The organism is Komagataeibacter intermedius TF2 (assembly GCF_000964425.1).
Classification (GTDB): domain Bacteria; phylum Pseudomonadota; class Alphaproteobacteria; order Acetobacterales; family Acetobacteraceae; genus Komagataeibacter; species Komagataeibacter intermedius.
In genome coordinates this window covers 33941-60596 of sequence record NZ_BANF01000012.1, presented here as the reverse complement: position 1 = coordinate 60596, position 26656 = coordinate 33941, and the positions used below count along the sequence as shown (strand labels likewise).

Here is a 26656-nt window from a genome sequence, read left to right as displayed (position 1 = left end):
CCAGGCGGCGCGATCCCCCGGTCGCGCCGCTATTTCTATATCTGGACACTGGTGGAGAAAACTCAATGAACGCGCAGTCATTGCGTATCGGGATCGCGGGCCTGAACGGGCGCGTGGGTCGCCTGCTGGCTGAAGAAGTGCCTGCCGGTGGCGCCATTCTGGCTGGTGGCACGACACGTGATGGGCAGAAGGTCGCGGGTATCGAATGTCGCGTTCATGCCGATATTGCCGAACTGGCGCGTCATTGTGATGTCGTGATTGATTTCACCCATGCCGATATGGTTGCTGCGCATGCAGCGGCACTGTCTGAAACCGGCACCGCGTGGGTGCTGGGCACGACGGGGCTGTCCCCGGCGCAGCAGCAGGCGGTTGATGCGGCGGCGCAGAAGATCGCGGTGGTGCAGGCCGCCAATTTCTCCCCCGGTGTCACGCTGGTCACCCGACTGGCGCGGCAGATGGCCGCCGTCCTGCCCGGCAGTGAATATGATGCCGAAATTCTGGAGATGCATCACCGGCAGAAGGTCGATGCCCCGTCGGGCACGGCGCTGGCCATGGGCCGCGCGGTGGCCGCAGGCCGTGGTGTCAGGCTGGAAGATCATATCGAAAGTGGTCGTGACGGGCATACCGGCCCGCGCGCGAATGGGGCGATCGGCTTTGCCGCCCTGCGTGGCGGGCAGATCGTGGGCGAACACTCGGTCATTTTCACATCGGGGCATGAACAGATCAGCCTGACCCACCGGTCTTTTGACCGCCGGGTCTATGCCACCGGCGCGGTCCGGGCGGCGCGATGGCTGTCCGGGCGTGCGTCCGGTCTTTATGATATGGAAGACGTGCTGGGGCTGGACCGCCCCGCGTAACCCGGCATGCCGGGGTGTGGCATGGGATGGTGGTATTCAGGGAAATGGCTTGACGCTTGGTCCTGTTTCGGTCAAACGCATGCGATCGTACGCCCGGTTTCGCAGGCGTTATTCTACTCCACACGAGGCAGACAGGACCATCATGCGTAATAAAGGCGATTTTCTGTTTACATCGGAATCGGTATCCGAAGGGCATCCCGACAAGGTCGCCGACCGGATCAGTGATACCGTTCTCGATGCATTCCTGACGGCAGACGGTGAATCGCGCGTTGCGTGTGAAACGATGGTCACCACCAACCGCATCATCCTTGCGGGTGAAGTCCGTGGTCCGGCTTCCGTCACCCCCGACCTGCTGATTCAGGGTGCGCGCGACGCGGTGAAGGACATTGGCTACGATCAGGCCGGTTTCTCATGGCGCAATGCCGAGGTGGAATACTACCTTCACGCACAGTCCGCTGATATTGCCGTGGGCGTGGACAGCGCCGGTGAAAAGGACGAGGGCGCTGGCGATCAGGGCATCATGTTCGGTTTCGCCACGCGTGAAACCGAAAGCCTGATGCCTGCGCCGCTGTTCTACGCGCATGATATCCTGCACCGTGTGCGTGACCTGCGTAAGGCCGGCGACCCGCGTGCCGCCGCCCTGCAGCCGGACGCCAAGAGCCAGGTCACCCTGCGCTATGTCGATGGCAAGCCCGTTGGCGCCACCTCCGTCGTGATTTCCACCCAGCACGTTGAAGGGGCCAGTCAGGCCACCATCCGTGAGGAACTGGGCAGCATCGTGCGTGATGTCCTGCCGGAAGGCTGGATGCCGCCGGAAGATGAATTCTACGTCAACCCCACCGGTGTCTTCGTCATCGGCGGGCCGGATGGTGACTGCGGCCTGACGGGGCGCAAGATCATCGTGGACACCTATGGCGGTGCGGCGCCGCATGGCGGTGGCGCGTTCTCGGGCAAGGATCCGACGAAGGTTGACCGTTCGGCGGCCTATGCCTGCCGCTACCTGGCGAAGAACGTTGTGGCGGCTGGCCTTGCTGATCGCTGCACGCTGCAGATTTCCTATGCCATTGGCGTGTCCCATCCGCTGTCGGTCTATGTTGACCTGGATGGCACGGGCAAGGACGTGGATGAGGAAAAGCTGGGCCGCGTGCTGCGTGAGGTCATGGATCTGTCCCCGCGCGGCATCCGCAAGCACCTGCGCCTGAACCGTCCGATCTATACCCAGACCTCCGCCTACGGCCACTTTGGTCGCATGCCGGATGCGGCGAAGGACGATTTCACGTGGGAACAGACCGATCTGGTCGGTGCCCTGCGCGGTGCCTTCAACCGCTAAAAGACAGTAAAAGTTTCTGGACGCCGCCTTTTTTCGGAAAGGCGGCGTTCTGGCGGGTTCATTCTTCCGCCTGCTTTGGCCTATATACGGGCCGGAGCCCATCGGGGGCTTGTCATGGCTGCTTGCAAAAGCCGGTCATGGCGGCCCCCGCTGTGTTTTCCCCCGCCCCGATGGGGTAATCATGCCGTGCGGCGTGCACCACGCGGCAGCAGGAGCAGGATTTTCGGACATATGACGGCCTCTGTGGATGTAAAGGCATCTCCTGACCGGCTTTACGGGCGTCAGCGCGGCCATCCGCTGCGTCCCCGCCAGCAGCGGCTTCTGGACCAGACATTGCCCCGGATGCGGTTCCCGGAATCCGCCATTGCGGACCCGGCGGCCGGTTTCGGCCACAGGCCGGCGCAGATATGGCTGGAAGTCGGTTTTGGCGGCGGTGAACATTCCCTGGCCCAGCATGCCGCCCATCCGGATGTCGGTTATATCGCGTGCGAAGTCTTTGAAAACGGGCTGTGTTCCCTGCTGTCCCGTGTCGTGCCAGACGATGGGGAGGCAACTGCCCCTGTCCCCGACATGTTGCGGATATGGGATGAAGATGCCCGCATCCTGCTGCGCGGCCTGCCCGATGCGTCCATTGACCGCCTGTTTCTCATGTTTCCTGATCCGTGGCCCAAGTCGCGCCATGCAAAGCGGCGTTTTGTCCACCCCGAAACGGTGAAGCAGGCCGCCCGTATCCTGCGGCCGGGTGCGGTCTGGCGTGTGGCCAGTGATGACCCGACCTATCAGGCATGGGTTGAGGAAGTGATGGGCGCGCAGGATCTGTTTGAAACGGCACCGCCCGCAACGCTTCGTCCCGAAGGCTGGCCTCCTACCCGCTACGAAGCCAAGGCGCTGAAAGCAGGCCGCCAGCCATTGTACTGGACCTTCGTCCGCCGCTAGGCGGCTATTCAGCAATCAGCCAATAAGGAAAAAGTTTTTGGTGAAGCTTTTTTCAAAAAGCTTCAGGGAACGCCGCCTTTTTTTAAAGGTGGCATCCAAAAGACTTTTATTCTTTTCCATCTATGACAGAGATGTGCCGGTCAGCCGCTCCGCCACCTGCCACAGCCGTCGCGCAATGGTCAGGTCGCGTGCGGCGGCCGGAACGAAGGCGTCGGTGACATGTCCCCGGCGTTCGCCCTGTCCGCTCGGGCCGTAATAGCCACCATCGCGGGCTTCTGGCGCCATGGCGGCGAATTCGATGGGCAGCGCGCCGTGGGCTGCGGACTGCCCCATAAGGCGGAACGCCCAGACCGCGCCGATACGGGTCAGTCGTTCCTGCAGCCCCTGTTCCGTATTCAGCCTGCTGGTCGCGATATCGGTTCTGGCCCAGCCGGGATGGGCGGCAATGGAATGTAGCGGCCAGCCGTGCGTGCGGGTCTGACGGTCCAGTTCCAGCGCCAGGATCAGGTCCGCCAGCTTGCTTTGCCGGTAGGCGCGGAAAGGGGCATAACGGCGACGGGCCTGCAGGTCGTCAAATACGATCTGCCCCGTCAGGGCGGCCAGACTTGCCACCGTCACCACCCGGCCACCGTGCGGGACTGCGCATAACAGGGGACGCAGGCGGGCTGTCAGCGCAAAGGGACCAAGGAAATTGGTGCCAAACTGCATCTCGAAGCCGTCGCGCGTTTCCATGCGGTGCGGCGTGCCCATGACGCCCGCGTTGTTGACCAGAACGTCCAGCCTGTCGGTTTCCCCCGCCAGTGCATGGGCAAAGGTCGCGATTGATTCAAGGCTAGAGACATCAAGCAGCCGGAACGTGGCATCTGCCCCCGGCGCGTCAAGCTGCAGGCGCGTCAGCGCGGCCAGCCCCTTGTCCGGATTGCGCCCCGTCAGGATGACCCGGGCCCCGCGTGACGCCAGGCCAAGGGCAGTCTGGTAGCCAAGGCCACCAGTGGCCCCGGTGACAAGGGCAAGGCGTCCGTCCATGCGCGGGGCCTGCCGAATGGTCCAGTGTCTGGTCATGTGTCCGCCTGTTCCTTGGGTTGGTGCATTTCCTTCAGGGCTGCGGCTTCCACCTGCGCCGTCAGGCGTGCTTCATGCCGACGCAGGAACATGATGGCGCATACCATCACAATTCCGCCTACCGTAGCGACGGCCATGCCCATCGGGCCGGAAATGCGTGTGATCCTGTGGCCCAGATAATAGGCGGCATAGGCATATCCACCGGCCCATATCGTGCCGCCCAGCGCATTGTACACCAGAAACCTGGACCACGGCATATGGTTGGCCCCCGCCAGAAGGGCCACGAATACACGCAGGATGGCAAGGAACCGTCCCGCGCAGACGATGATCCCCCCATACCGTCCGAACAGATAGCGGCCGGTCTGGAGGCGTCGCAGTGTCAGTCCCACCTTGGGCCCATGGCGTTCCAGCAGCGGATACCCAAGCCAGCGTCCGATCAGGTAGCCAAGGTTGTCCCCTGTAATCGCGCCCACGATCGCGGCCGTCGCCACCCATGCAATATCCAGCCGGTGGGTGGTGGCGCAGTAGATCGAGGCCGAAATGACCAGGGTTTCCGCCGGCAGGGGAATACCCATGCTTTCCAGCATGACAATGACGCCAATCACGCCATAGCCGTAATGCTGGAAAAGATGTTCAAGATGCTGAAGCAGCGGACTACCTGTCACAAATAAAAAGAGTATGTAGGGTATGGACGACAGAGCGTAAAACGCGGTGTGTGCAATTCCGATACCATTGTCACGCACAAATGGCAGGAGCAAGAACATGACCCAGTCCAGCACCAGCGCCACGACAGGCACCGAGGTGCGCCCCTATGGCACATGGCCCTCACCCGTCAGCGCAGCACTTGTGGCGGGGAAGACGGTTTCCCTGTCGGATGTGCGGGTGGACGGGCGTGACATTTACTGGATCGAAGGCCGCCCGGCAGAAGGGGGACGGCGCGTACTGGTCCGTGCCCGTGCGGGACAGGTGGATGACGTGACCCCCGCCCCGTTTGATGTCGGTACCCGGGTGCATGAATATGGCGGCGGTGCCTATGCGGTGTGTCAGGGTGTCATTGCGTTCAGCAACCGCCGCGACGGCAGCCTGTGGCTGGTGGAGGGGGAGACGCCGCGCTGCCTCTCGACCGGGGCGGGGCTGTGGTATGCCGACCTGACATTCAGCCCCGACGGACGCTTCGTGTTCTGCGTGCGTGAAGACCACCGCGCGGAAGACGAGGAACCTGCCGCCGCCATCGTGGTGCTGGACTGCACGGCCACGGTGGATCCCGCGTTCAACGGGGGGACGCCGCTGGTCATGGGGCCGGATTTCCTGTCTTCTCCCCGTCCCTCGCCCGATGGACGGTATATGGCATGGATCGAATGGGACCATCCCGCCATGCCGTGGGATGCGACGCGCCTGCGTGTCGCCACCCTGCTGCAGGAAGGCGATGATCCGCCGCGCCTCGCCGCCCCGTGGACTGCCGCTGGCGATGATGGACAGATGGAATCGGTCATTGAACCCTGCTGGGATACGGCGGGGCGGCTGCTGGCGCTGTCTGATCGCAGCGGATGGTGGAATCTTTACCGGTTTGATACGACGTCCTCCCCCCCCGTGGCGCTTGCCCCCATGGAAGCCGAAATCGGCCAGCCCCACTGGGTGTTCGGCCTGCGCAGTTACGTGCCGCTGGCGGATGGCAGCATCCTCGCCATGGTCATCAACGATGGCGATACCCGGATGGTTTCCATCCGTGATGGCATGGTGACGCCGCTGGATCTTGGTCACCCGTCCGGCTGTCCCGTTCCGGTGGAAGGGGACGGGTTTGCGTGGCTGGATGCGCCATCTGATAACGCGGCGGCGGTTGTGCGCGGCCTGCCGGGGCATGCGCCACAGGTGCTGCGGCGGGCAACGGAACTGCCGCTGGCGGCAGCCGACATCGCCCGCCCTGCCCCGATCCATTTTCCCCTGCCCGATGGCAAGGGCACCGGACACGCCTTTTTCTATGCCCCCGCCAATGCCCGGTATCGCGGGCCGGATGGCGAAAGGCCACCGCTGGTCGTTGTCGCCCATGGGGGGCCGACCGGCCGCGCCAATCCCGCCTTTTCATTCAAGGTGCAGTGGTGGACCAGCCGGGGGTTTGCCGTGGTTGATGTCAATTATGGCGGTTCAACCGGTTTTGGCCGCGCCTACCGGCAGCGGCTGGAACGGCAGTGGGGCGTGGTGGACGTGGATGACTGCATTGCCGCCTGCCAGTACCTTGCCACGACCGGACAGGTTGACCCGGCCCGCATCGTCACACGGGGCAGCAGCGCGGGTGGCCTGACGGTACTGCTGGCGCTGGCGCGTTCCAGCCTGTTCGCGGCTGGCACCAGCCTGTATGGCGTGACCGACCTGCGGGCGCTGGCACAGGATACGCACAAGTTTGAATCACGTTATCTGGATACGCTGGTTGGTCCCTACCCTGCGGATGAAGCAACCTATCTGGCCCGTTCGCCCATAACACAGGTGGCGGATATCCGGGTGCCTGTCCTGTTTCTGCAGGGACTGGATGACCGGGTGGTGCCACCCGCGCAGGCACGGTCCATGGTCGCCGCCCTGCGCGGGCGCGGGGTGCCCTGCGCATTGTACGAGTTTGAGGGCGAAGGCCATGGCTTCCGGCAGGAATCCACCATACGGCAGGCATGGGAACTGGAACTGGCATTCTACCAGCAGGTGCTCAGGTTGCCCGTCTCCCCTGCCCTGCACGTGGACCTGATTGCTGACCCGCAACCGACCCACGCATAAGAAAACGCAAAACGGGCGCCCCTGGCCGGGACGCCCGTTTTTTAATGGTGCCGCCTGTATCCGGTAGTGCCGGATGTTATTCTTCTTCCTCGACAATGGCGGTATTGCCGCGTGTCGGGCGGAAGCGGCCTTCGCGCAGTGCGTCCTCGATGTCTTCCAGCGAGGCCCCGCGCGTTTCAGGCACCATGAAATACACGAACAGGACCGACAGCAGGTTTACCCCGGCGTAGAACCACATCGTGCCGCCCAGCGTGATCTTGGTCACCAGCGTCAGCGCCGTGCTGGTCACCAGCAGGTCGCTGCCCCACAGCATGGCTGAATGCAGGCTGGTGGCGTTGCCACGCATGGACAGCGGGAACATTTCCGCCCCCAGCAGCCAGCCCACGACCTGGATGCCACCGGCGTTGAACACCATGAACAGCAGCATGAAGGCAATGATCAGCCAGCTGCCCATGCTGCCCGGCTGCGGGTGCAGCAGGAACATGATGCCAAGGCCGATCAGGCTGAGCACGCTGCCCGGTCCCATGACCAGCACAAGCCTGCGGCGACCGATGCGGTCGACAATGTTCGACCCCAGCACGGTCATGACCAGATAGATGATCGAGATGCCGATGCTGGCCATAAGCGCGGATGAGCTGCCAAACCCCGCATCCGACAGGAAGGTGGGCGCGTAATAGATCATCATTTCCAGCCCGCCCGCCTGCGTGAAGAAGGCGACGCCAAGGGCGGCCACAAGGGCCGGGCGCACCCATGGCTGGCGCAGGCCGCGCCAGCCGATGTCGCGCGGGTCGGTTTCCTCGTTCGCATTGGCGTGGATGCGGCGCATTTCGCGGCGGATGTCGCGTTCGGAGGTACGGATGCGCTGCAGCTGCTCCAGCGCGGAATCAAGGCTTTCATGTTCCGCCGCCCAGCGCGGGCTTTTGGGCAGGAAGAACATGGAAATGAACACGACGGCGGCAGGAATGGCGGCGATCGCCACCATTGGCCGCCAGCCCCATGCATCACGCGCGGCAAAGCCGATGATGTTGGCGGCGAAGATGCCGATGCCGATGGCGATGTTGAACATCGTGACCATGTGCCCGCGCTTGTGCGCTGGCGCCAGTTCCGAGATGTACATGGGCACCACCTGCGTGGACCCGCCAACCGCCAGCCCCAGGAACACGCGCGAAATGATCAGCGTATAGACATCGGGCGAGAAGGCGCAGGCCAGCGCGCCCAGCACGAAAATGGCCGTCACGATCATGATGGACTTGCGGCGCCCATAATGTTCGGACATCCACCCGGTCAGCAGTGATCCCATCACGGCGCCAGCCAGAATGGCGGAGGCCACCATTTCCTGATAGAAGCTGCTGAGGTGGAAATCATGCGTGATCAGCAGCAGCGCCCCCGAGACGATCCCGGTATCGTAACCATAGAGGCCGCCGCAGATTGCGGCCACGATGGCTGCGAGCCATAAGGTCTTGCGTGCGTTGGGGGAAATCTCGATCTGGGACATGTCGGGCAACGGTTCCGTTGCCTCTGGCGTGGGGTGTGCTGGTGGGGTCTGGTTATTCATGCGGGTGCCTTTTCCTTCCTTCTTCTTATAATTCATCCGTAACGGCCGGGTTCCCGGGGCGGGGTCAACCGTCCCCGGGGGCATGGGTCTGCACGGCGGCTTTCATGCTGGCGACCTGACGCAGGGCATCATGCAGGCGGGACCAGTCATCGGCCGTCGCGATGGGCTGCCAGATGGCTTCCACCGTTTCGACAGACATCACGCACGCGATTCCATTGTGGAAATACGGCTGTGACAGATCGACGCCCGGTGCCGGTTCATGGCGCATGATCCGGTCGTGCAGAGGGCTGAAACTGTCCTGCGCATAAAAGTCTCCACGCGGTCCTGTTACGGCACGTTTCTGGCTCTGTTCGCCACCATACCAGTCAAAAAATGGAAATTCAAACCCAATCTGGCTTTCATCCATGAAAGAAAAAAGACATTCACGCAGACTGGTGGACGATTTTCTTGATATCTCTTTCAGGCCAAGTCGATTAAGCACTGAAATATCAAGAAAACGTTCATATCGTTCCCAGAAGTCATCAAAAATACTTTGGATGTTCTCAAGCGTGGAAAGGGAAAGCAGGCATTCCCCCAGCCTGGCCACATTCCACATCATCGCCTCGGGCTGGCGGCCATAGGCATACAGGCCGGAATGATCGAAATAGGCGGCGGTGAAGGTCGGGTTGAACGTGGGCGCGAACCGCCATGGCCCGTAATCGAAACTTTCGCCGGTAATGTTGATGTTATCGGTGTTGAGCACCCCATGCACGAAGCCGGCCGCCATCCACTGCGCGGTCATTTCGGCAATACGGGTCGTGGCGGCGTCATACAGGGCGGCGGCAGGATCAGTGGCGCTGGCGAGGTCAGGGTAATAGGTTTCGATCACGTACTCCACCAGCCGGGTCAGGCTGGCGCGGTCCTCATGGGCGACAAGGCGCTGGAACGTGCCGATACGGATATGGGAATGGCTCAGCCGCGCCAGAACGCATGACCGCGTGGGGGATGGTTCGTCGCCACGGTGCAGGTTTTCCCCCGTTTCCACCACACTTAGCGTGCGCGAGGTCCGGACGCCTGCGGCATCCAGCCGTTCGCTGGCCAGGATTTCGCGCACGCCCCCCTTCAGCGTCAGGCGGCCATCGCCACCGCGCGACCATGGCGTGGTGCCACTGCCCTTGGTGCCGATATCCAGCACGCGCCGGTCCACGCTGTCCTCAAGCTGCGCGAACAGGAATCCCCGCCCGTCCCCCAGGTCGGGGTTGTACGCCCGGAACTGATGGCCGTGATAGCGCAGGGCCAGTGGCTGCGGCAGCGAACCGGGCAGGGGATCGAAATATCCGAAATGGCGCACCCATTCCGCGTCACCAAGCGTATCCAGCCCGATGCGTGGTGAGACGTCATCATTCCGGTAGCGCAGGATGTGCGCGGGGAAGGTGGCGGCCTGCACCGCATCATAGAATTCATCCCCCAGCCTGCTGTGATGGGTCAGGGGAATGTAACGGTCAGAAAATGGCATTTGCATATACTTTATGTGTGATAATAAATTATCGCCTGTCCGGCCCGGCGGTGATCAGGCCCAGGGGCGAACAGGCATGATCATGCAGGCAGGCTGCAATTTCATGCGGGGAAACTGCGTCAACGCATCCGGGTCTCCAGTCCGGGGCATTATCCTTGTCAATCAGGCGGGCGCGTACGCCCTCGGCAAAATCGGGACGCAGCAGCAGGTGGCAGACCAGCTGGAATTCCTGCTCCAGCACATGGTCCAGATCCGGTAGGACGCGGGCGGCATGGTAGGCCGCCAGTGTAAGGCACAGCGAAAACGGACAGGCGCGCGCCATCGCCGCCAGATCGTCACGTGCCCAGTCGGCCTGATGCGCCTGCAGCCTGCGTAGCAGTTCGGGCATGTCCGGTGCATCATAGACGGTTGCAATGGCTGCCGTGTCCGGGCCCCCTGCCATCGGGGGACATGGCGGCAGGCTGTCCATGACCCGGCCCGCAGGTGTGTGGGTCAGCGCCTGTCTTATGGCATCCAGCGTGGTGGAATGGGCCATCCGGTCGGCAAATCCCGCATCCAGCGCCATTGTCGCGTTCATCCGTCCCCCCGTCAGTGCAAGGCGCAGTCCGCTCAGCCCGGGCGCGCGGGACAGCAGGTAGGACCCGCCTGCATCCGGCGTGAGCGCAATGGCTGTTTCCGGCATGGCAAGGACGGCGCGTTCGGTCACGATCCGGTACCGGACATGGCCACCCAGCCCGATCCCGCCACCCATGGCGATGCCATCCATGAAGGACACGACCGGCTTTGGATACCCTGCGAGGGTGGCGGCAAGGCGGTAGCTGCGCCGGAAGGGCATGGCCCCGGCCTCAAGACCTTGTGTTGCCAGCCGGTCGCGTATGGCGCGGATGTCGCCGCCCGCGCAGAAGGCGCGCGGGCTGGCGCTGTCGATCAGCACGGTTTCGACCGCCCCGTCGTCACGCCACGCGCGCAGGCAGGCGTCAATGCGCTCCAGCATGTCCATGTTCAGGGCGTTCAGTGCCGCGGGCCTGTTGAGCGTGATGCGGCCCAGCCGGCCGGTATGGCGTATATCGATCAATCCGGTATCCATGGTGTTTCCCTGGTGCTGTTTGCTGTGTTCAACCGCTACAGAATGCGCTACCCCCGCTATCGTCCGGCGTCACGGCTGCGTGCGGACTACTGGCATGCAACAGCTACCAAGGCAGGAGCACCATGGGGATTGACGCCCTCACCTTTCGCAACGCCATGGCGCGACTTGGCGCGGCGGTAAATGTGGTTACGACCGGAACACTTGATGACCCGGCGGGTTTTACGGCATCCGCCGTGTGTTCGGTCACCGATACGCCGCCAACCGTCCTGGTCTGCCTGAACCGCAATTCACGGGTGCGCGACCGGTTCCGTGTGGATGCCGCCATGTGCATCAACGTCCTTGCCGCCGACCAGCAGGACATATCGGGCGTATTCGCCAGCCCACTGGAACAGGCCGAACGCTTCCGCAGCGGGCATTGGGACACGCTGACCACCGGCGCGCCCGTTCTGGCCGAGGCGGTGCTGTCGCTGGACTGCCGGATCGAGCGGATCGTGGAAGTGGGTACCCACAGCGTCATGTTCGGCGCGGTGGAGAGCCTGCGCAACAGCAGCCCGCGTGGTGGACTGGTCTATTTCAACCGCACCTACCATATGCTGCCTCACGAGGATGGCGAATAGGCGGCAACCTGCGCAGGGTTAAGGAAAAATCCAGCCTTTTGCGGCATGACGGGCCGGATGGACCAGCAGGCAGGGGGATGGTGGCATGGTGGGGAACTCGCCCGACAGGGCAGGCATGCGGGACAGGGTTCCTGTCTTGACGCTGCGCGGACTGATCTGGATACATGCTGGCCTTGCCCTTTTCATGGCGTTTATGGCCATGTGGGCGGATCACCTGCCGGACTGACCCCGGCCCGGAGGCATGCGGGCGCACCGGGGCCATGCCGGCAACCGGATACAGGAGCACCAGCAGTGGCCCGCACGATACAGACGGCCGGAACAGGTTTGCCCGACGGGGTGGACCCCCTGCTTGACCAGGCGGCGGCCATGTGTGTGGCGCGCGCCGTCAGGCTGACGGATATCCGCAGGCTGGTACTGGGGCTGGTGCTGGCGGCGGACCGCCCGCTTGGGGCCTATGACCTGCTGGAACAGATCCGTACAAGCCGTGGCAGGCCGGTGGCGCCGCCCACGGTCTACCGGGCGCTGGACTTCCTTATGGAACAGGGGCTGATTCACAAGATCGAACGCCTGTCCGCCTTTGTCGGGTGCCGGCACATGCTGGAATCCGGCCATGACTGCCGTAGCCACGGCCATGTCCATGCGGCGCAGTTCCTGATCTGCAGCAAATGCGGGCGCGTGACGGAACTGGATGATCCCCCTGTCCTTCAGGCGCTGCTGGATGTGACGCGCGCGCGCGGGTTTTCCGTCCGCCAGACCACCATAGAGGCGGAGGGCGTGTGCGCCGCATGCGCCTGATGGCCTGTATTTACCACAACGGGTCGTAACGGCATCTGTCGGTCACTGATGGGGCACGGACATGGCGCAACGCCGAAAAGGCCGGATGGCGGAACTGCCCTTTGCGTCCCTCATGCGCAGTCGGAAGCCTGGGAAGGCGCGGCAGCGCGGGGATGCGCCATCTGCCGCGCCCGTGGCCGGGCCGCAGCCGGACCTGTTTGCCGCACCCCTTCCCGGTATCGCGCATGCCCTGACCTATCTCGATACCGTGGCGATCGGCCTGACGCGGGTGGACGTGCGTCACCTGCGGGCGGGCGAGGGGGCTGATGCCTATCTGTACCATGTGACCACGCAGGCGGATCTGGAAACGATACAGGCGCGTGGCACCATCGTATTTTCTCCCCGCGCGCCACTGGTGCTGACGGAGCGTCCCGGCGTGCCGCCATGGCTTGCAAATATGATGGAAATCATGGAATCGGACGATCCGGCAGGGCATACAGCGGATATGCCGGTCGTTCTCAGGGTAAAACGATTTGTAATCGATGAGCTGCTGGAACATGATCCTGACCGGACGCGAAGATATGGTGTATCGTTCTTTCTGCTGACCGGGATTGCCCGGTCGGAATAATCTGATCACCGGCAACAAGAAAAAGATCAAAGGACCGGCTTTCATGGAAAATCAGCCCGCAGCGAACGGATTCGATACGGCACGGCTGCGTACTCTCATCATTGGCTGTCTTGCCGCACTTGCCGGCCTTATGGCCGGGCTGGATATCGGGGTCATATCCGGTGCGCTGGACCTGCTGGCCCAGACGTTCCATGCCTCCACCGTGCAGCAGGAATGGATTGTCAGCGCCATGATGGGGGGGGCCGCCGTGGGGTCCCTGTGTGGTGGCTGGATGTCGCACCAGATCGGGCGCAAGCATGCGTTGCTGGTGGGGGCGGCGGTGTTCGTGGCGGGATCGCTGGCCTGCGCGTTGGCGTGGTCGATCCCGTCCATGATCGTGGGACGGCTGATCATGGGGCTGGCGATCGGGGTGGCGGCATTCACCGCCCCCCTGTATCTGTCCGAAATCGCCAGCGAACAGGCGCGTGGCGCCATGATCTCGACCTATCAGCTCATGATTACGGCCGGGATCTTCATCGCGTTCCTCAGCAATACGATGTTCAGCTATTCCGGCAACTGGCGCGGCATGTTCGCCATAGCCGCCGTGCCGGGGCTGCTGTTCCTGATCGGGGTGCTGTTCCTGCCCTACAGCCCGCGCTGGCTCATGATGCGTGGCCGGCGCAAGGAAGCGCTGGACGTGCTGGTGGACCTGCGTGATGACCGAAGTGCCGCCATGCAGGAAATCCAGAACATCAGCCGCCAGTTGCAGCAGAAGCAGCGCGGCTGGAGCCTGCTGCGCCACAACAGCAATTTCCGCCGCTCCATCTTCCTGGGCATGACGCTGCAGGTCATGCAGCAGCTCGCTGGCGTGAATGTGGTGATGTACTACGCGCCCAAGATCTTCGCGCTGGCCGGTTATATCGGCCCGGCCCAGCTGTGGTGCACCGCCATGGTGGGGCTGGTGAACATGCTGGCCACCTTTATCGCCATTGGTCTGGTGGACCGGTGGGGGCGCAAGCCCATTCTGTACACCGGCTTCGTCATCATGGCCGTGGGCATGGGCTGTCTTGGTTTCATGCTGAACCGGCCCAACCTGGGGCAGACGGAACAGATCATCTCGGTCTTCATGCTGCTGATCTACATTTCCGGCTTTGCCATGTCCGCCGGGCCCCTGATCTGGGTCCTGTGTTCGGAGGTGCAGCCGCTACAGGGGCGCGACCTTGGCATTTCCATCTCCACGCTGACCAACTGGATCGCCAACATGATCGTGGGGGCAAGTTTCCTGTCACTGCTGCAGTGGATGGGCAACGGGCCGACTTTCTGGCTGTTTGCCGGGTTCAACCTGATTTTCGTGGTGGTGACATGGCGCTTCATTCCGGAGACACGGGACATGTCACTGGAAAAGATCGAGCAGCGGCTCATGGCGGGCCTGCCCCTGCGTGAGATCGGCCAGGGCGAACCGCTGCCTGACGGCAGGTAGGACACGGCCACCATGCACCCGCCCTGTGAATAGGGCGGGTTTTTTGGTGAAGCCTTTTACAGATAGCGTCAGGGAATGTCGCCTTTGCTGAAAAAGGCGGCGCCCGGAAACGATACGGATATTACCTGTCAGTCGGGCTGCCAGCCATCAAGCTGCAGCGCGACACCTGCCAGATACAGGCTTCCGCATATGATGACGCGGGCAGGGGCGGCATCCGGCCCTGCCGCTGGCGCAAGGTGCGTCAGCGCATCATGCAGGGTGGGGCCTGCCGTCGCCCGGCCACCGGCGGCGGCGATAATGTCGGCCACCGGCTGGGCCAGATGCTGGTTCTTTTCCGCCACGGCCTGAATGGAGGCGGCACGGGGCAGCAGGGGCGTCAGGAAGCCGGTGGCGTCCTTGGTCTGCTTCATGCCGATGATCAGATGGGTGGGACGGTCCGTCCATTCATCCATGACCTGCGCCAGCACTTCGCCCGCGCCGGGGTTATGGCCGCCATCCAGCCACAGCTCCCAACCCGGCGGCAGCAGTGCCGCCAGATGGCCGGACAGGCGCTGCATCCGCGCGGGCCAGCGGGCGTGGGCGATACCCGCCCATGCCTGCTGTGGCAGGGGCAGCCCACTGGCCCGCAGCGTGGCGATGGCAAGGCCCGCATTGTCAATCTGGTGTGCCCCACGCAGGCCGGGCAGCGGCAGGTCCAGCGTGCCATGACGGTCATGATACCGCAGGCTGGCGCCATCCGGGGCGGGCGTGATGGACCATTCATGGTCCCGCCGCCACAGCGGGCTGCCCTGTTCATGCGCCGTGCGGGTCAGGGGGGCCATGACCTCCGCAGGCTGGCGGCCCGTGGTGACGGGAACGCCGGGTTTGATGATACCGGCCTTCTCCCCCGCGATCGCGCCCAGCGTGTCGCCAAGGAACGCTTCGTGATCCATGGAAATGGCCGTGATCGCGCAGGCGACCGGGTGGCGCAGCACATTGGTGGCGTCACACCGCCCGCCCAGCCCGACCTCGACAATCGCAAGGTCGGCGGGGTGGCGCGAAAACAGCATGAAACCCGCAGCCGTCAGTACCTCGAACACCGTAATGGGTGCGCCGGCATTGACCTGTTCGATTTCTTCCAGAACGCTGGCCAGTTCGCTTTCCGTCACGATCCGGCCCGCAATGCGGAAGCGTTCCGTCACGTGCACCAGATGTGGCGATGTCAGGACATGCACCCGCCATCCGCCAGCTTCGGCCACGGCGCGCATGAACGCGCATGTGCTGCCCTTGCCATTGGTGCCCGCAACATGCACGACGGGCGGCAGGTGGCGTTCCGGGTGGCCGAGGCGCGCCAGCAGGGTCTCCAGCCGGGTCAGTGACAGGTCGATCAGGGTCGGATACAGCCGGTTCAGCCGTTCGAGTATCTGCCCTGTCCGGCCAACGAATTCCGGCCCAAGCGTGGGGGCATTCATGCGTGGCGTTCTTTTCCGGAAATCAGGCCGCAGGCCGCGGCGCAATGTGGCGGTAGTTGAGCTGGCCGATCAGCCGTCCAAGCATGCCGGGCAGATCGCCGCGCTTGACCACCATGTCCAGCATGCCGTGTTCCAGCAGGTATTCCGCGCGCTGGAAGCCTTCGGGCAGCTTTTCGCGCACGGTGTCCTCGATCACGCGCTGCCCGGCAAAGCCGATCAGGGCATTGGGTTCGGCAATCTGCACATCCCCTAGCATGGCGAAGGACGCGGACACGCCACCCGTGGTCGGGTTGGTCAGCACGACGAAATAGGGCAGTCCTGCTTCCCGCAGCATCTGTACCGCCACCGTGGTGCGCGGCATCTGCATGAGGCTGATCATGCCTTCCTGCATGCGCGCGCCGCCGGATGCGGTAAAGACGATCAGCGGGGACTGCTGCAGGATGGCAAGGCGGGCTGCGGCCAGAAAGGCCTCGCCCAATCCCGCACCCATCGTACCCGCGATGAATTCGAACGCCATGACGGCGACAACCGCGTTATGCCCGCCGATCTGCCCATGCGCCACAGCCATGGATTCATCAAGCTGGGATTTGGCGCGTTCATCCTTCAGCCGGTCCGTATAGCGTTTGCGGTCACGGAAGGAGAGGGGGTCAACCGGCACCCTGGGCAGTTCGATGCGGGTATATTCCCCGTTATCAAACGTCCATTCCAGCCGTTCGGGCACGGTTGCGCGCATGTGGTGGCCACAATGCGGGCACACGTTCATCGCCTTGCGCAGATCCTTGGTCAGGATCATCTGCTCGCACGATTCGCAGTTGGTCCACAGGTTGTCCGGCACTTCCCGCTTGAGCAGGCCGCGGATCTTGGGACGGACATATTCGGTCAGCCAGCTCATGTTGCCTCTCCCTTAAGCTTTCTGGAGGCCTGTTCCATACAGGCAGATGAACGATTGGGCCAGATTGTCATTGCAGGGGGCGTTTGGGAAAACCATCCGCGAAACGCTCCGTAAATCAAAAGAAAGTTTCTGGTGAAGCTTTTTTCAAAAAGCTTCAGAAAACGCCGCCTTTTGGAAAAAAGGCGACATTCAGAAACTTTTCTTTCTTATCAATGTACTATTCTGAGACAGGTTTGCTTACAGCATGCACGGCATTGGCCAGTCCGCGCAGCTGTTCCAGAACCGCAGGCACGGTTCTGGCTGTCGCTTTTCCATCCGCATCAAGCGTGGCCTCGAGCGTGTTGAGCAGGGCGGACGCCACGACGGCAGCATCGGCCACGCTTACGGCGTTTGCGGCAAGTTCCGGCGTGCGGATGCCAAAGCCGATGGCGATGGGCAGGTCGGTTGCCCGGCGCAGGCGGGGCAGGGCGTGGGCCAGTTCGTCGGTGCTGGCGGTGCGCGTGCCTGTCACCCCGGTGATGCTGACATAATAGACAAAACCCGATGCACCATTGAAGACGACCGGCAGGCGGTCATCGGGCGTGGTGGGGGCGACAAGGCGGATGATGTCCAGCCCGGCGGTAGCGGCGGGGCCTGCCAGCAGGTCGGCTTCCTCCGGCGGCATGTCGACGACGATCAGCCCGTCCACGCCCGCTGCTTTCGCATCCACGCAGAAGCGTTCGGGACCATAGGCCGTGATGGGATTGGTGTAGCCCATCAGGATGATCGGGGTCCCGTCATCGCCTTCGCGGAAGGCTGCGACCATTTCCAGCACGCGCTTCATGGTCGAACCGCCCTTCAGGCCGCGCAGGGCTGCCTTCTGGATGGTCGGGCCATCGGCTGACGGGTCGGAGAAGGGGACGCCGACCTCGATCAGGTCCGCACCGGCGGCAGGCATGCCGCGCAGGATGGCCAGAGACGTGTCGTAATCGGGATCGCAGGCTTCGACATAGGGGATCAGGGCGCCACGTCCCTGCTGGCGCAGGGTGGCGAAGCGGCGGGCGATGCGGCTCACAGTTTCACTCCCAGGTGTTCGGCGACGGTGAAGATGTCCTTGTCCCCCCGGCCGGAAATATTGACCACGATGATCTGGTCCTTGCCCATGTCGGGCGCGATCTTCGTGGCGTAGGCAATGGCATGGGCGCTTTCCAGCGCGGGAATGATGCCTTCCGTGCGGGTGCACAACTGGAAGGCGTCCAGTGCCTCCTGGTCGGTCGCGCCCACATATTCGGCGCGCCCGATGTCACTGAGCCATGAATGTTCGGGGCCGACGCCGGGGTAGTCGAGGCCCGCGCTGATGGAATGGGCTTCAGTGATCTGTCCGTCCGCGTCCTGCAGCAGGTAGGTACGGTTGCCGTGCAGCACGCCGGGCTTGCCGCGCTCGATGGAGGCGGCGGTGCGTCCGCTGTCCAGACCGCAGCCCGCGGCCTCGACACCGATCAGCCTGACTTCGGGATCATCAAGGAAGGGATGGAAGATGCCCATGGCGTTCGACCCGCCACCGATCGCCGCCACGATCGTATCGGGCAGGCGGCCTTCGGCGGCAACGATCTGTTCCTTTGTCTCCACGCCGATGATGGACTGGAAATCACGCACCATCTGCGGATAGGGATGCGGCCCCGCCACCGTGCCGACAAGGAAGTAGGTGTCGTGCACGTTGGTCACCCAGTCGCGCATGGCTTCGTTCATGGCGTCCTTCAGCGTGCCCGCGCCCGCCGTGACGGGCACGACCTCGGCGCCCAGCAGCCGCATGCGGAACACGTTGGGCTTCTGGCGCTCGACATCGGTGGCGCCCATGTAGATCGCGCATTTCATGCCAAACAGTGCGCACACGGTCGCGGTGGCGACACCATGCTGGCCCGCGCCCGTTTCGGCCACGATGCGGGTACGGCCCATGCGGCGGGCCAGCAGGATCTGTCCCATGACGTTGTTGAGCTTGTGCGAACCGGTGTGGTTCAGTTCCTCGCGCTTCATGTAGATCTTGGCGCCGCCAAGTTCTTCGGTCATGCGGCGTGCGAACCACAGCGGGCTGGGACGGCCGACATAGTCCTTGAGGTAATAATCCAGTTCACGCCGGAATTCGGGGTCCGCCTGTGCCGCCCTGTATGCGCCATCCAGCTCCAGCAGGAGCGGCATCAGGGTTTCAGCGACGAAACGGCCGCCGAAAATGCCGAAACGGCCGCGACCGTCCGGCCCGCTGCGCAGGCTGTTGGCGCCTGCCTGTGTGTCTGTTGCGCTCAACTTCGCTACTCCACAAGAATAGGTGCGTGGCTCAATGGTATCGTCATGCAGCCGTCCCTGGCCGCCTGTCAGCCGGTTCTGGACCGGATGGCGGCAAAATACCAGCCCCTGCCATATCGTGGAGCATGTCATGATTTGACATGTTTGCCGTCACATGATGGATGAACAACGACCCGAACCAAAGAAAGACTGCCCATGTTTCTCGCCCATCGTCCCGGCGCCCCGGCCCGGACCGTTACGACTGCGGAGGATGCGGCCGGTGCGGCGTGGCTGGACCTGCTCAACCCCACCGAGGAGGAGGAGGCCCTCGCTGCCGAAGTAACGGGCCTGCGTGTTCCCACCCGCGCCCAGCTGGATGAGATCGAAAGTTCGTCACGTCTCTTTACCGAAGGTAATGGCGTCTATCTGTCCACGCCGCTGGTGCGCAAGACGCCGGATGACTTTTTCGTATCCCCCGTGGGGTTCGTGCTCATGCCCGGCAGGCTGCTGACCATCCGCTATACCGGGTTCAGCGCGTTTGACGTGGTGGCGCGCGCGGTGGCCGGCGAGGCGACGCCTCTGGTCTCCAACGAAGCGGGGATCATGCTGCTGGAAGCCATCGTGGACCGGCTGGCCGATATTCTGGAACATCTGGGGCAGGCGCTGGATGGCATGTCAAAGGACGTGTTCCAGTCCGAGGAGCCAAGCCAGGCGCAGGCGGGCGCCCTGCTGCGCAACATGCTGCGCCGGGTGGGCCGGTCGGGCGACCTCAGTTCATCCGTGCGCGACAGCCTGCTGGGGCTGGAACGGATTTCCATTTTCCTGGGCGAGAACAAGCGCCATGACCTGTCTGACCACCTGCAGGCGCGGCTGGCGACGGTGGGGCGTGATATCCGTTCGCTGAATGATTTCGTGTCCCAGACCGCCAACAAGGTGCAGTTCCTGCTGGATGCGACGCTGGGCTTCATCAGCATCGAACAGAATAATGGCATGAAGATCCTGACCGTGGTCAGCTTTATTGGCGTGGCTCCCACGCTGGTAGCGGGCATCTACGGCATGAACTTCCATGATATACCGGAACTGAACTGGAAATACGGGTACTGGTATTCCCTTGCCCTTATGGCAGCGACGGTGGTGCTGCCACTGATCTGGTTCTGGCGACGTGGGTGGCTGGGAAAATAGGTGGCCCTGCCTGACATATCGGTATCATAATTATTATAATATCGAATCATTTCAATGATTTAGGTTTCATTGGTGAGGAAAACGAAATAAAAGAAAATTCATGAACGCCGGAGCGCGCGCAGACTGTCAGTGCCTGCCCGGGTAGACCGGGAGAGGGGAAGGCCACCATGAAATCAAACCGTAAACTGGGGTGTTTTCTGGTCATCACCAGCATGTGGTGCGGTCTGCCCGCCATTGCGCGCGCGCAGGTCCATGTCTTTTCCGGCCTGCGGCATGACAGCAGCACGGGCCTTGCCCGGTGGCTGGGTGACATTACCCTGAGCGCGCAGATCGAAGGGGGGATCATGGCCAATCCCGCCCGTCCCCAGCCGGGTTACAACTATGGCGACTTCCTTGCCGACCATGCCAATCAGGTCCAGCTTAACCAGGCTGAATTCACCCTGAACAAGGCGATCGACCCCAGCATAAACAAATATCAGGTCGGCTTTACGCTGGAAGGCATGTACGGATCAGATGCGCGGTACTATCAGGTGCTGGGCATCAGTGACCGGGAATGGAACGCCCGGTACCAGCTGATTCCCGCGCAGGCGCACATGGATGTTCACCTGCCATGGCTGACGCGTGGCGGGCTGGACATGCAGGCGGGCATCCTGCAGGCCCCGATGGGGGTGGAAGGGCTTGATCCGACATCGCGGCCTTTCTACACGCTGGCCTATACATCTGAATATTCCGTGCCGTTCCAGCATGTGGGCGCCATGTTCAACTGGCACGTCACACCCATGGTGGATGTGACGTTCGGTATTGATACCGGCAACCAGACATCATTCGGGCATGCGGACAACAACAGTGCGCCAGCCGGATATTTCGGGTTCAACCTGAACAAACTGGCCCACGGCAGGCTGCGCATCGTGGAACTGAGTCGCGTCGGGCCGGAAAATTCATGGCGCGCCATCGGCCATTATGAAGCCGATCATTCCCAGCGGTTCTGGAACGATATCAGCGCCTATTACCAGGTGAATGACCGGCTGAACCTGACGGCGGAATTCAATTACCTGCATGACGAGGGCACGCGCGGCATTGGCGCGCGGGGACAGTTTGCCGGTGTGGATGCGGAAAGCTTCGTCAGTTTCCTCAGCTACCGTATCAACCGTGACCTGACCTTCAATTACCGTGGGGAAATATACCGCGACAATAACAACGCCATGGTTGCCACCTTCCAGGGGAACAATTCCTACATGGAAGCGCTGGCTGGCACGGGGGGGACGGTCGTGCCGGGGCCATCGGCCTCCAGCCATGGCACGACGTATGGCGAAATGACGCTGGGTGTCAGCTATCGCCCGCAGCTGGGTCACCATATCGGCGTGTTCATGCTGCGCCCGGAAATCCGCTTTGACCGTGCACTGAACGGGACCATGCCCTTCAATGGCGGCCGGAACAATGGCATGTTCACCTTTGGCGGGGATGCCGTCATCGGGTTCTGAGCGCAGGGCATGCAATACGTTTCCCGTGTGAACCATCCTGCAGGCCACAAGGATGTTTCTGGAGAAGCCTTTTTTCACAAAGCTTCATGAAATGCGGCATCCAGGCAGTGCCGCTGGTTTTTTATCAACGGTTTATCCTGAAGCAATCAGGAACGTTGCCCGGCGCCCGAAGGGTAAAGGCTGCTGGAACCGGATCGAAACGTCGCAGCGGGCAGGTGAATATTGTGTCGTGCCGCGGCGTTACAGCCATGACGACAGTATAAACATTATCATGCCCACAGGGTGATATGGCATGAACGGGCGCGGATGCTTGACGTCGGGTGATTAAAGGCATATGGTTCCGCTGTCCCGAAGGGTGCCATTTCATGGCGTGCTCGGGATTCCCACCTATCCGTTAAGCTGCATCAAACCGTTTCGTCCGAATATGGTCAGGGTCCGTCATCGACGCGCCTTCTCAAACTGATTGCCGGCTTTTCCTTTCCTTTCGTGAACTGCCCACTTATAGGCATATCCTGCATGCAACTCGCCGAACTCAAGGCCAAATCCCCAGCAGACCTTCTGGCATATGCTGAAAGTCTGAACATTGAAAACGCATCTTCTCTTCGCAAGCAGGAGTTGATGTTCACGATCCTCAAGACACTGGCCGACAATGATCAGGCCATCTATGGGGACGGCACGCTTGAAATCCTGTCTGATGGCTTTGGCTTCCTCCGCTCACCGGAAGCCAATTACCTGCCCGGACCCGATGATATCTATATTTCCCCCAGCCAGGTCCGCCGCTTCGGCCTGCGCACCGGTGATACGGTCGAAGGCCAGATCCGCGCGCCCCGCGATGGGGAACGGTATTTTGCCCTGCTGAAGGTCAACGCGATCAATTTTGAACCGCCCGAGGCCGTGCGCCAGCGGATCAATTTCGATAACCTGACGCCGCTTTACCCCGAACGCCGCCTGAAGATGGAAGTCGAGAACTCGACTGTGGGGGGCGCTACGGAACCGCCCGCCAATGGCAAGGGGAAGGGCAAGACCCCGAACCGCGATTTCACCTCGCGCGTGATCGACCTCGTCTCGCCCATCGGCATGGGCCAGCGCGCGTTGATCGTGGCCCCGCCGCGCACCGGCAAGACCGTGATGCTGCAGAGCATCGCCTCCTCCATTTCCGCGAACCATCCCGAAGTGTTCCTGATCGTGCTGCTGATTGACGAGCGGCCGGAAGAAGTGACGGACATGGCGCGTTCGGTGCGGGGCGAGGTGGTGTCCTCCACCTTTGATGAACCCGCGACACGCCATGTGCAGGTCACGGAAATGGTGCTGGAAAAAGCCAAGCGCCTGGTCGAGCACAAGCGTGATGTCGTGATCCTGCTGGATTCGATCACACGCCTGGCCCGAGCCTACAACACCGTCGTGCCGTCATCGGGCAAGGTGCTGACCGGCGGCGTGGACGCCAACGCGCTGCAGCGCCCCAAGCGTTTCTTCGGTGCGGCCCGTAATATCGAGGAAGGCGGTTCGCTGACCATTATCGCGACCGCGCTGATTGATACCGGCAGCCGTATGGATGAAGTCATCTTTGAAGAGTTCAAGGGCACCGGTAACTCGGAACTGATCCTTGATCGCAAGCTGGCTGACAAGCGTACGTTCCCTGCCATCGACATCACCAAGAGCGGCACCCGTAAGGAAGAGCTGCTGGTTGATCGGGCCGATCTGGCCAAGATGTGGGTCCTGCGCCGTATCCTTGCCCCGATGGGGACCATGGATGCGATGGACTTCCTGCTGGACAAGCTGAAATACAGCAAGACCAACCACGACTTCTTCGATGCGATGAATACCTGATCGGGTTGTTTCGTGACGGATTGAAAAAACCCCGGCCGCAAGGCCGGGGTTTTTGTTTTGAAAGACAAAAGTTTTTAGTGAAGCTTTTTTCAAAAAAGACGGCAATTGGCAGTTTCTGCTATTCCGGCTGCAATTCAGGGAAGCAGGATTGTGCTGCCTGTGGTCTTGCGTGATTCAAGGGCGATATGGGCCTGTGCCGCTTCGGTCAGGGGAAAGGACTGGCCGATGCATGGTTTGATGATGCCCTGCCGCACGAGGGCGAACAGTTCACTGGCGGCATGCAGCAGCGCGGGCCGTTTGGCGATATAGGTCGTAAGGGCCGGGCGTGTCAGGTACAGGCTGCCATGGGAAGCCAACGTGCCGACATTGACGCCCGTCACTGGGCCCGATGCATTGCCATAGCTGACCATAAGACCGCGAGGCATCAGGCAGGACAGGCTGGTTTCAAAGGTGTCGCGGCCAATGCTGTCATATACGACCGGCAGCATGCGCCCGTTTGTCAGGTCACTGACCTGTTCCTTTACCCGATCCGTGCCGATGATGACATCCGCTGCCCCGTTGGCCCGGGCCAGTTCCGCTTTTTCTGCCGTTGAGACGACGCCAATGGCGCGTGCGCCCAGATGGCGTGCCCACTGGCACATAAGCAGGCCCACGCCACCGGCCGCGGCATAGACCAGAATGTCCTCACCGGGCTGGACGCGATGGACCTCGCGCAGCAGCATATGTGCGCTCAGCCCGCGCAGCATGATGGCGGCGGCGGTTTGCGACGGGATGTCCTCGGGCAGGACCACGAGCCTGTCAGCCGCAATCGTACGGAACGTGGCATAGCCACCCGGGGTCGTGACATAGGCCACGCGCATGCCGGGACGGATGCCTTCCACGCCGGAGCCGATAGCGGTGACGGTTCCAGCACCCTCCATGCCAGGCACGGCGGGAAGAGCCGGGAATTTGTACAGGCCGGTGCGGAAATAGGTATCGATGAAGTTGACCCCGATCGCCTCCTGCCGCAGCACGACTTCGCCTGCTGCCGGGGTGGGAACGGGTAGCGTTTCGGTGCGGAGGACATCTGGCCCCCCATATTCATGAATGCGGATGACGGTATTCATGTCCTGAACGTCCTGTAGCTGGTGCGGGGGAAATTAGGCCAGGGGACTTGCGGAAAGGGTTTCCAGATCATGCAGGAACTGCCGGTCCCGCGCGCCTTCATCACCGGGATAGGTTTCGGGATCATACTGCGCACAATCATCAAAATTGATTCGGTGGCAGGGGATCAGGATGGGAATGGGATTTTCCATGCACGCACTGATGATGGCATCGGTGGGAACACCGGCCAGACGCGCCGCATCCCTCCATGAGACCTGCTGACCTACGGGAATGGTCTGCATGAACCGCCATGCGGCGATCTGCTCGGGCGTGCCATACGGGTTCAGTGGCAGGGTGCATAGCGTGGCGTCACCGTCAAAATACGCATCCAGCCAGGCGCGCGCCTCCAGCAGCAGGGGTGTTTCTTCCTGATCCCGGCCCCAGCCCCAGTCAAGCGCCACGATTTTTCCATCCTCGACAGAGACGGTGAGGGGGGCGAGTGGCGAATGCATTGAAAGTTGTGGCATGAGTCACCTTGATCAGGACAAAGAGGTGAACGATAACGCCGTTCCCGGAACTGACAAAATGATGATGGCCACCATGGAGATGTTTGTGCAGGAAAGTGATCGTCATCCCCCCGTCATTTTCGCGCTGGCCAGTGGCCTGTCCCGTGCGGCCATAGCCGTCATGCGGCTGAGCGGCCCGGGGACGGGCAGGATTGTGGAATCCCTGTGCGGGCGCCTGCCTGCGCCGCGCCGTGCATCCCTGCGAGGGCTATGGCGGCAGGATGGGGATGCACCCGTCCTGTTGGACCGCGCGCTGGTGCTGTGGTTTCCGGGGCCGGACAGTTATACGGGGGAGGACAGCGCGGAACTGCACCTGCATGCGGGACCGGCGGTTATCAGTGCTGTGGCCGACACGCTGGTGGCGCTGGGCGCGCGCCCGGCAGAGCCGGGAGAATTCAGCCGACGTGCCTTTACCCACGGTCGGCTTGACCTCATGCAGGCAGAAGGCATTGCTGACCTGATCGATGCGGAAACCGAGGCCCAGCGGCGACAGGCGCTGGCGCAGGTCGATGGGGCGCAGAGCCGCCTGTACCAGGAATGGGCCGACAGGCTGCGCGTGCTGCTGGCGCATCAGGAAGCCCTGATCGACTTCCCTGATGAAGAACTCCCCCCTGAAGTCGAACAGGAACTGGTGAATGGTCTGCGGGCGCTGCACGCGACCATGCAGGATTACCTGGCCATGGGCGAAGGCGCCGAGCGCCTGCGGCGCGGACTGGTCTTTGCCATTGTGGGTGAGCCGAATGTCGGTAAGTCCAGCCTGTTGAATGCCCTGGCGGGGCGCGATGCCGCCATTGTGTCCACCCGGGCGGGCACGACGCGCGATGCGATTGAAATCCGTGTCGTCATGGGGGACGTGCCGGTCACACTGGTCGATACGGCGGGCCTGCGTGAAACCGATGATGAGATTGAAGCCGAAGGCGTGCGGCGGTCACTGTTTCACGTGAAACAGGCTGATTGCGTGGTGCATGTGTTTGCAGATGATACTCCCCCTGAACGGTTGGACGGGGACGGGGTGCTGGTATGCAACAAGACGGACCTGTCTCCCGCGCCGGATGGCGTAATCGGGATCAGTGTTCTCACCGGTGCGGGCATGGATGTGCTAAGGAGCGTTCTGGCTGGCCGGGCACGTGCCCTGACGGCTGGCCGGGCCAGCGCGCCCTTCACCCGGGCACGCCATCGCGCCGCGATAGAGGAGACGGTCCATCACCTCAATCAGGCGCGGATGATGACATGGCCGGAAATGCGGGGGGAAGAGATGCGGCTGGCAATGCGCGCGCTTGGGCGCCTGACAGGGGCCGTGGATGTCGAGGCCCTGCTGGATACCGTGTTTGGCCAGTTCTGCATTGGCAAGTAGG

At 62.4% G+C, this 26656-nt stretch carries 23 protein-coding genes; 12 read left to right on the top strand and 11 right to left on the bottom strand.

Annotation, left to right across the window (positions count from 1 at the left end; genetic code table 11):
* Positions 1 to 65 precede the first annotated feature (65 nt).
* The 3 genes from dapB to trmB all read left to right on the top strand — a co-directional run bounded on the left by dapB (position 66) and on the right by trmB (position 3123).
* Positions 66 to 857 carry a 4-hydroxy-tetrahydrodipicolinate reductase gene (gene dapB, locus B7449_RS02640; protein ID WP_039733376.1) on the top strand — a complete coding sequence of 264 codons (792 nt, stop codon included), beginning with the start codon at positions 66 to 68 and terminating at the stop codon, positions 855 to 857.
* A gap of 142 nt (positions 858 to 999) precedes the next feature.
* Positions 1000 to 2187 (top strand): methionine adenosyltransferase, encoded by a 1188-nt coding sequence (metK, locus tag B7449_RS02635; protein ID WP_039733377.1) that lies wholly within the window; start codon positions 1000 to 1002, stop codon positions 2185 to 2187.
* A 231-nt stretch (positions 2188 to 2418) separates the two neighbouring features.
* Positions 2419 to 3123, top strand: coding sequence for a tRNA (guanine(46)-N(7))-methyltransferase TrmB (trmB, locus tag B7449_RS02630; protein WP_039733378.1), 705 nt, complete (start codon positions 2419 to 2421; stop codon positions 3121 to 3123).
* A 120-nt stretch (positions 3124 to 3243) separates the two neighbouring features.
* Here the strand turns inward: trmB and B7449_RS02625 are convergent, their stop codons facing one another.
* Both B7449_RS02625 and B7449_RS02620 read right to left on the bottom strand, forming a co-directional pair.
* The gene (locus B7449_RS02625; RefSeq protein WP_039734042.1) at positions 3244 to 4185 is read right to left on the bottom strand and encodes an oxidoreductase; all 942 of its coding nucleotides are present in this window, start codon (positions 4183 to 4185) and stop codon (positions 3244 to 3246) included.
* On the bottom strand, positions 4182 to 4949 hold the full coding sequence (locus B7449_RS02620) for a DedA family protein (protein ID WP_039734046.1): 768 nt from the start codon (positions 4947 to 4949) through the stop codon (positions 4182 to 4184). The genes B7449_RS02625 and B7449_RS02620 overlap by 4 nt, the downstream gene beginning before the upstream one ends.
* Between B7449_RS02620 and B7449_RS02615 the strand changes: the two genes are divergently transcribed.
* Positions 4948 to 6945 (top strand): S9 family peptidase, encoded by a 1998-nt coding sequence (locus tag B7449_RS02615; RefSeq protein ID WP_039734040.1) that lies wholly within the window; start codon positions 4948 to 4950, stop codon positions 6943 to 6945. The genes B7449_RS02620 and B7449_RS02615 overlap by 2 nt on opposite strands.
* Positions 6946 to 7021: 76 nt before the next feature.
* Here the strand turns inward: B7449_RS02615 and B7449_RS02610 are convergent, their stop codons facing one another.
* The 3 genes from B7449_RS02610 to B7449_RS02600 form a co-directional block, all read right to left on the bottom strand.
* Entirely contained in the window at positions 7022 to 8500 is a 1479-nt protein-coding gene (locus B7449_RS02610) for a sugar porter family MFS transporter (protein WP_048883208.1), read from the bottom strand.
* A 64-nt stretch (positions 8501 to 8564) separates the two neighbouring features.
* Positions 8565 to 9995 carry a protein adenylyltransferase SelO family protein gene (locus B7449_RS02605; protein WP_039734055.1) on the bottom strand — a complete coding sequence of 477 codons (1431 nt, stop codon included), beginning with the start codon at positions 9993 to 9995 and terminating at the stop codon, positions 8565 to 8567.
* Between the two features lie 28 nt (positions 9996 to 10023).
* Positions 10024 to 11082 carry an enoyl-CoA hydratase/isomerase family protein gene (locus B7449_RS02600; protein ID WP_039734056.1) on the bottom strand — a complete coding sequence of 353 codons (1059 nt, stop codon included), beginning with the start codon at positions 11080 to 11082 and terminating at the stop codon, positions 10024 to 10026.
* A 122-nt stretch (positions 11083 to 11204) separates the two neighbouring features.
* On the opposite strand from B7449_RS02600, the gene B7449_RS02595 reads away from it, so the two are divergent.
* The 4 genes from B7449_RS02595 (at position 11205) to B7449_RS02580 (ending at position 14560) form a co-directional block, all read left to right on the top strand.
* On the top strand, positions 11205 to 11699 hold the full coding sequence (locus B7449_RS02595) for a flavin reductase (RefSeq protein ID WP_010513622.1): 495 nt from the start codon (positions 11205 to 11207) through the stop codon (positions 11697 to 11699).
* 291 nt (positions 11700 to 11990) lie between these two features.
* Positions 11991 to 12494: a transcriptional repressor gene (locus B7449_RS02590; protein WP_039734057.1), complete on the top strand. Its 504-nt coding sequence runs from the start codon at positions 11991 to 11993 to the stop codon at positions 12492 to 12494.
* Between the two features lie 61 nt (positions 12495 to 12555).
* Positions 12556 to 13101: a hypothetical protein gene (locus B7449_RS02585; protein WP_235721277.1), complete on the top strand. Its 546-nt coding sequence runs from the start codon at positions 12556 to 12558 to the stop codon at positions 13099 to 13101.
* Positions 13102 to 13144: 43 nt separating this feature from the next.
* On the top strand, positions 13145 to 14560 hold the full coding sequence (locus B7449_RS02580; RefSeq protein WP_039734060.1) for a sugar porter family MFS transporter: 1416 nt from the start codon (positions 13145 to 13147) through the stop codon (positions 14558 to 14560).
* 128 nt (positions 14561 to 14688) lie between these two features.
* Here B7449_RS02580 and B7449_RS02575 read toward each other — a convergent pair whose 3' ends face one another.
* The 4 genes from B7449_RS02575 to trpB form a co-directional block, all read right to left on the bottom strand.
* Positions 14689 to 16011: a bifunctional folylpolyglutamate synthase/dihydrofolate synthase gene (locus tag B7449_RS02575; RefSeq protein WP_039734062.1), complete on the bottom strand. Its 1323-nt coding sequence runs from the start codon at positions 16009 to 16011 to the stop codon at positions 14689 to 14691.
* Positions 16012 to 16033: 22 nt separating this feature from the next.
* A complete protein-coding gene (accD, locus tag B7449_RS02570; protein WP_039734063.1) occupies positions 16034 to 16903 on the bottom strand; it encodes an acetyl-CoA carboxylase, carboxyltransferase subunit beta in 870 nt (289 codons plus the stop codon).
* A 217-nt stretch (positions 16904 to 17120) separates the two neighbouring features.
* On the bottom strand, positions 17121 to 17957 hold the full coding sequence (gene trpA / locus B7449_RS02565) for a tryptophan synthase subunit alpha (protein ID WP_039734066.1): 837 nt from the start codon (positions 17955 to 17957) through the stop codon (positions 17121 to 17123).
* Positions 17954 to 19183: a tryptophan synthase subunit beta gene (gene trpB, locus B7449_RS02560; RefSeq protein WP_039734151.1), complete on the bottom strand. Its 1230-nt coding sequence runs from the start codon at positions 19181 to 19183 to the stop codon at positions 17954 to 17956. Before trpB ends, trpA begins: the two co-directional genes overlap by 4 nt.
* Positions 19184 to 19378: 195 nt before the next feature.
* Between trpB and B7449_RS02555 the strand changes: the two genes are divergently transcribed.
* The 3 genes from B7449_RS02555 (at position 19379) to rho (ending at position 23652) form a co-directional block, all read left to right on the top strand.
* Positions 19379 to 20344: a magnesium transporter CorA family protein gene (locus B7449_RS02555; RefSeq protein ID WP_039734068.1), complete on the top strand. Its 966-nt coding sequence runs from the start codon at positions 19379 to 19381 to the stop codon at positions 20342 to 20344.
* A 167-nt stretch (positions 20345 to 20511) separates the two neighbouring features.
* Complete coding sequence (locus tag B7449_RS02550; protein ID WP_039734069.1) at positions 20512 to 21825, top strand: outer membrane beta-barrel protein; 1314 nt, start codon at positions 20512 to 20514, stop codon at positions 21823 to 21825.
* A 516-nt stretch (positions 21826 to 22341) separates the two neighbouring features.
* A complete protein-coding gene (rho, locus tag B7449_RS02545; protein ID WP_039734071.1) occupies positions 22342 to 23652 on the top strand; it encodes a transcription termination factor Rho in 1311 nt (436 codons plus the stop codon).
* 134 nt (positions 23653 to 23786) lie between these two features.
* Here rho and B7449_RS02540 read toward each other — a convergent pair whose 3' ends face one another.
* Complete coding sequence (locus tag B7449_RS02540; protein WP_039734072.1) at positions 23787 to 24758, bottom strand: quinone oxidoreductase family protein; 972 nt, start codon at positions 24756 to 24758, stop codon at positions 23787 to 23789.
* A 33-nt stretch (positions 24759 to 24791) separates the two neighbouring features.
* Positions 24792 to 25247 carry a methylated-DNA--[protein]-cysteine S-methyltransferase gene (locus B7449_RS02535; RefSeq protein ID WP_039734074.1) on the bottom strand — a complete coding sequence of 152 codons (456 nt, stop codon included), beginning with the start codon at positions 25245 to 25247 and terminating at the stop codon, positions 24792 to 24794.
* Between the two features lie 73 nt (positions 25248 to 25320).
* On the opposite strand from B7449_RS02535, the gene mnmE reads away from it, so the two are divergent.
* Positions 25321 to 26655, top strand: a complete 1335-nt coding sequence (gene mnmE, locus B7449_RS02530; RefSeq protein ID WP_048883207.1) for a tRNA uridine-5-carboxymethylaminomethyl(34) synthesis GTPase MnmE — start codon at positions 25321 to 25323, stop codon at positions 26653 to 26655.
* Position 26656: the final 1 nt, after the last annotated feature.

Coding starts and splice junctions, on each gene's coding strand:
- dapB (WP_039733376.1), top strand. CDS start 66: ATGAACGCGCAGTCATTGCGTATCGGGATCGCGGGCCTGAACGGGCGC.
- metK (WP_039733377.1), top strand. CDS start 1,000: ATGCGTAATAAAGGCGATTTTCTGTTTACATCGGAATCGGTATCCGAA.
- trmB (WP_039733378.1), top strand. CDS start 2,419: ATGACGGCCTCTGTGGATGTAAAGGCATCTCCTGACCGGCTTTACGGG.
- B7449_RS02625 (WP_039734042.1), bottom strand. CDS start 4,185: ATGACCAGACACTGGACCATTCGGCAGGCCCCGCGCATGGACGGACGC.
- B7449_RS02615 (WP_039734040.1), top strand. CDS start 4,948: ATGACCCAGTCCAGCACCAGCGCCACGACAGGCACCGAGGTGCGCCCC.
- B7449_RS02620 (WP_039734046.1), bottom strand. CDS start 4,949: ATGTTCTTGCTCCTGCCATTTGTGCGTGACAATGGTATCGGAATTGCA.
- B7449_RS02610 (WP_048883208.1), bottom strand. CDS start 8,500: ATGAATAACCAGACCCCACCAGCACACCCCACGCCAGAGGCAACGGAA.
- B7449_RS02605 (WP_039734055.1), bottom strand. CDS start 9,995: ATGCCATTTTCTGACCGTTACATTCCCCTGACCCATCACAGCAGGCTG.
- B7449_RS02600 (WP_039734056.1), bottom strand. CDS start 11,082: ATGGATACCGGATTGATCGATATACGCCATACCGGCCGGCTGGGCCGC.
- B7449_RS02595 (WP_010513622.1), top strand. CDS start 11,205: ATGGGGATTGACGCCCTCACCTTTCGCAACGCCATGGCGCGACTTGGC.
- B7449_RS02585 (WP_235721277.1), top strand. CDS start 12,556: ATGGCGCAACGCCGAAAAGGCCGGATGGCGGAACTGCCCTTTGCGTCC.
- B7449_RS02580 (WP_039734060.1), top strand. CDS start 13,145: ATGGAAAATCAGCCCGCAGCGAACGGATTCGATACGGCACGGCTGCGT.
- B7449_RS02575 (WP_039734062.1), bottom strand. CDS start 16,011: ATGAATGCCCCCACGCTTGGGCCGGAATTCGTTGGCCGGACAGGGCAG.
- accD (WP_039734063.1), bottom strand. CDS start 16,903: ATGAGCTGGCTGACCGAATATGTCCGTCCCAAGATCCGCGGCCTGCTC.
- B7449_RS02555 (WP_039734068.1), top strand. CDS start 19,379: ATGTTTCTCGCCCATCGTCCCGGCGCCCCGGCCCGGACCGTTACGACT.
- B7449_RS02550 (WP_039734069.1), top strand. CDS start 20,512: ATGAAATCAAACCGTAAACTGGGGTGTTTTCTGGTCATCACCAGCATG.
- rho (WP_039734071.1), top strand. CDS start 22,342: ATGCAACTCGCCGAACTCAAGGCCAAATCCCCAGCAGACCTTCTGGCA.
- B7449_RS02540 (WP_039734072.1), bottom strand. CDS start 24,758: ATGAATACCGTCATCCGCATTCATGAATATGGGGGGCCAGATGTCCTC.
- B7449_RS02535 (WP_039734074.1), bottom strand. CDS start 25,247: ATGCATTCGCCACTCGCCCCCCTCACCGTCTCTGTCGAGGATGGAAAA.
- mnmE (WP_048883207.1), top strand. CDS start 25,321: ATGATGATGGCCACCATGGAGATGTTTGTGCAGGAAAGTGATCGTCAT.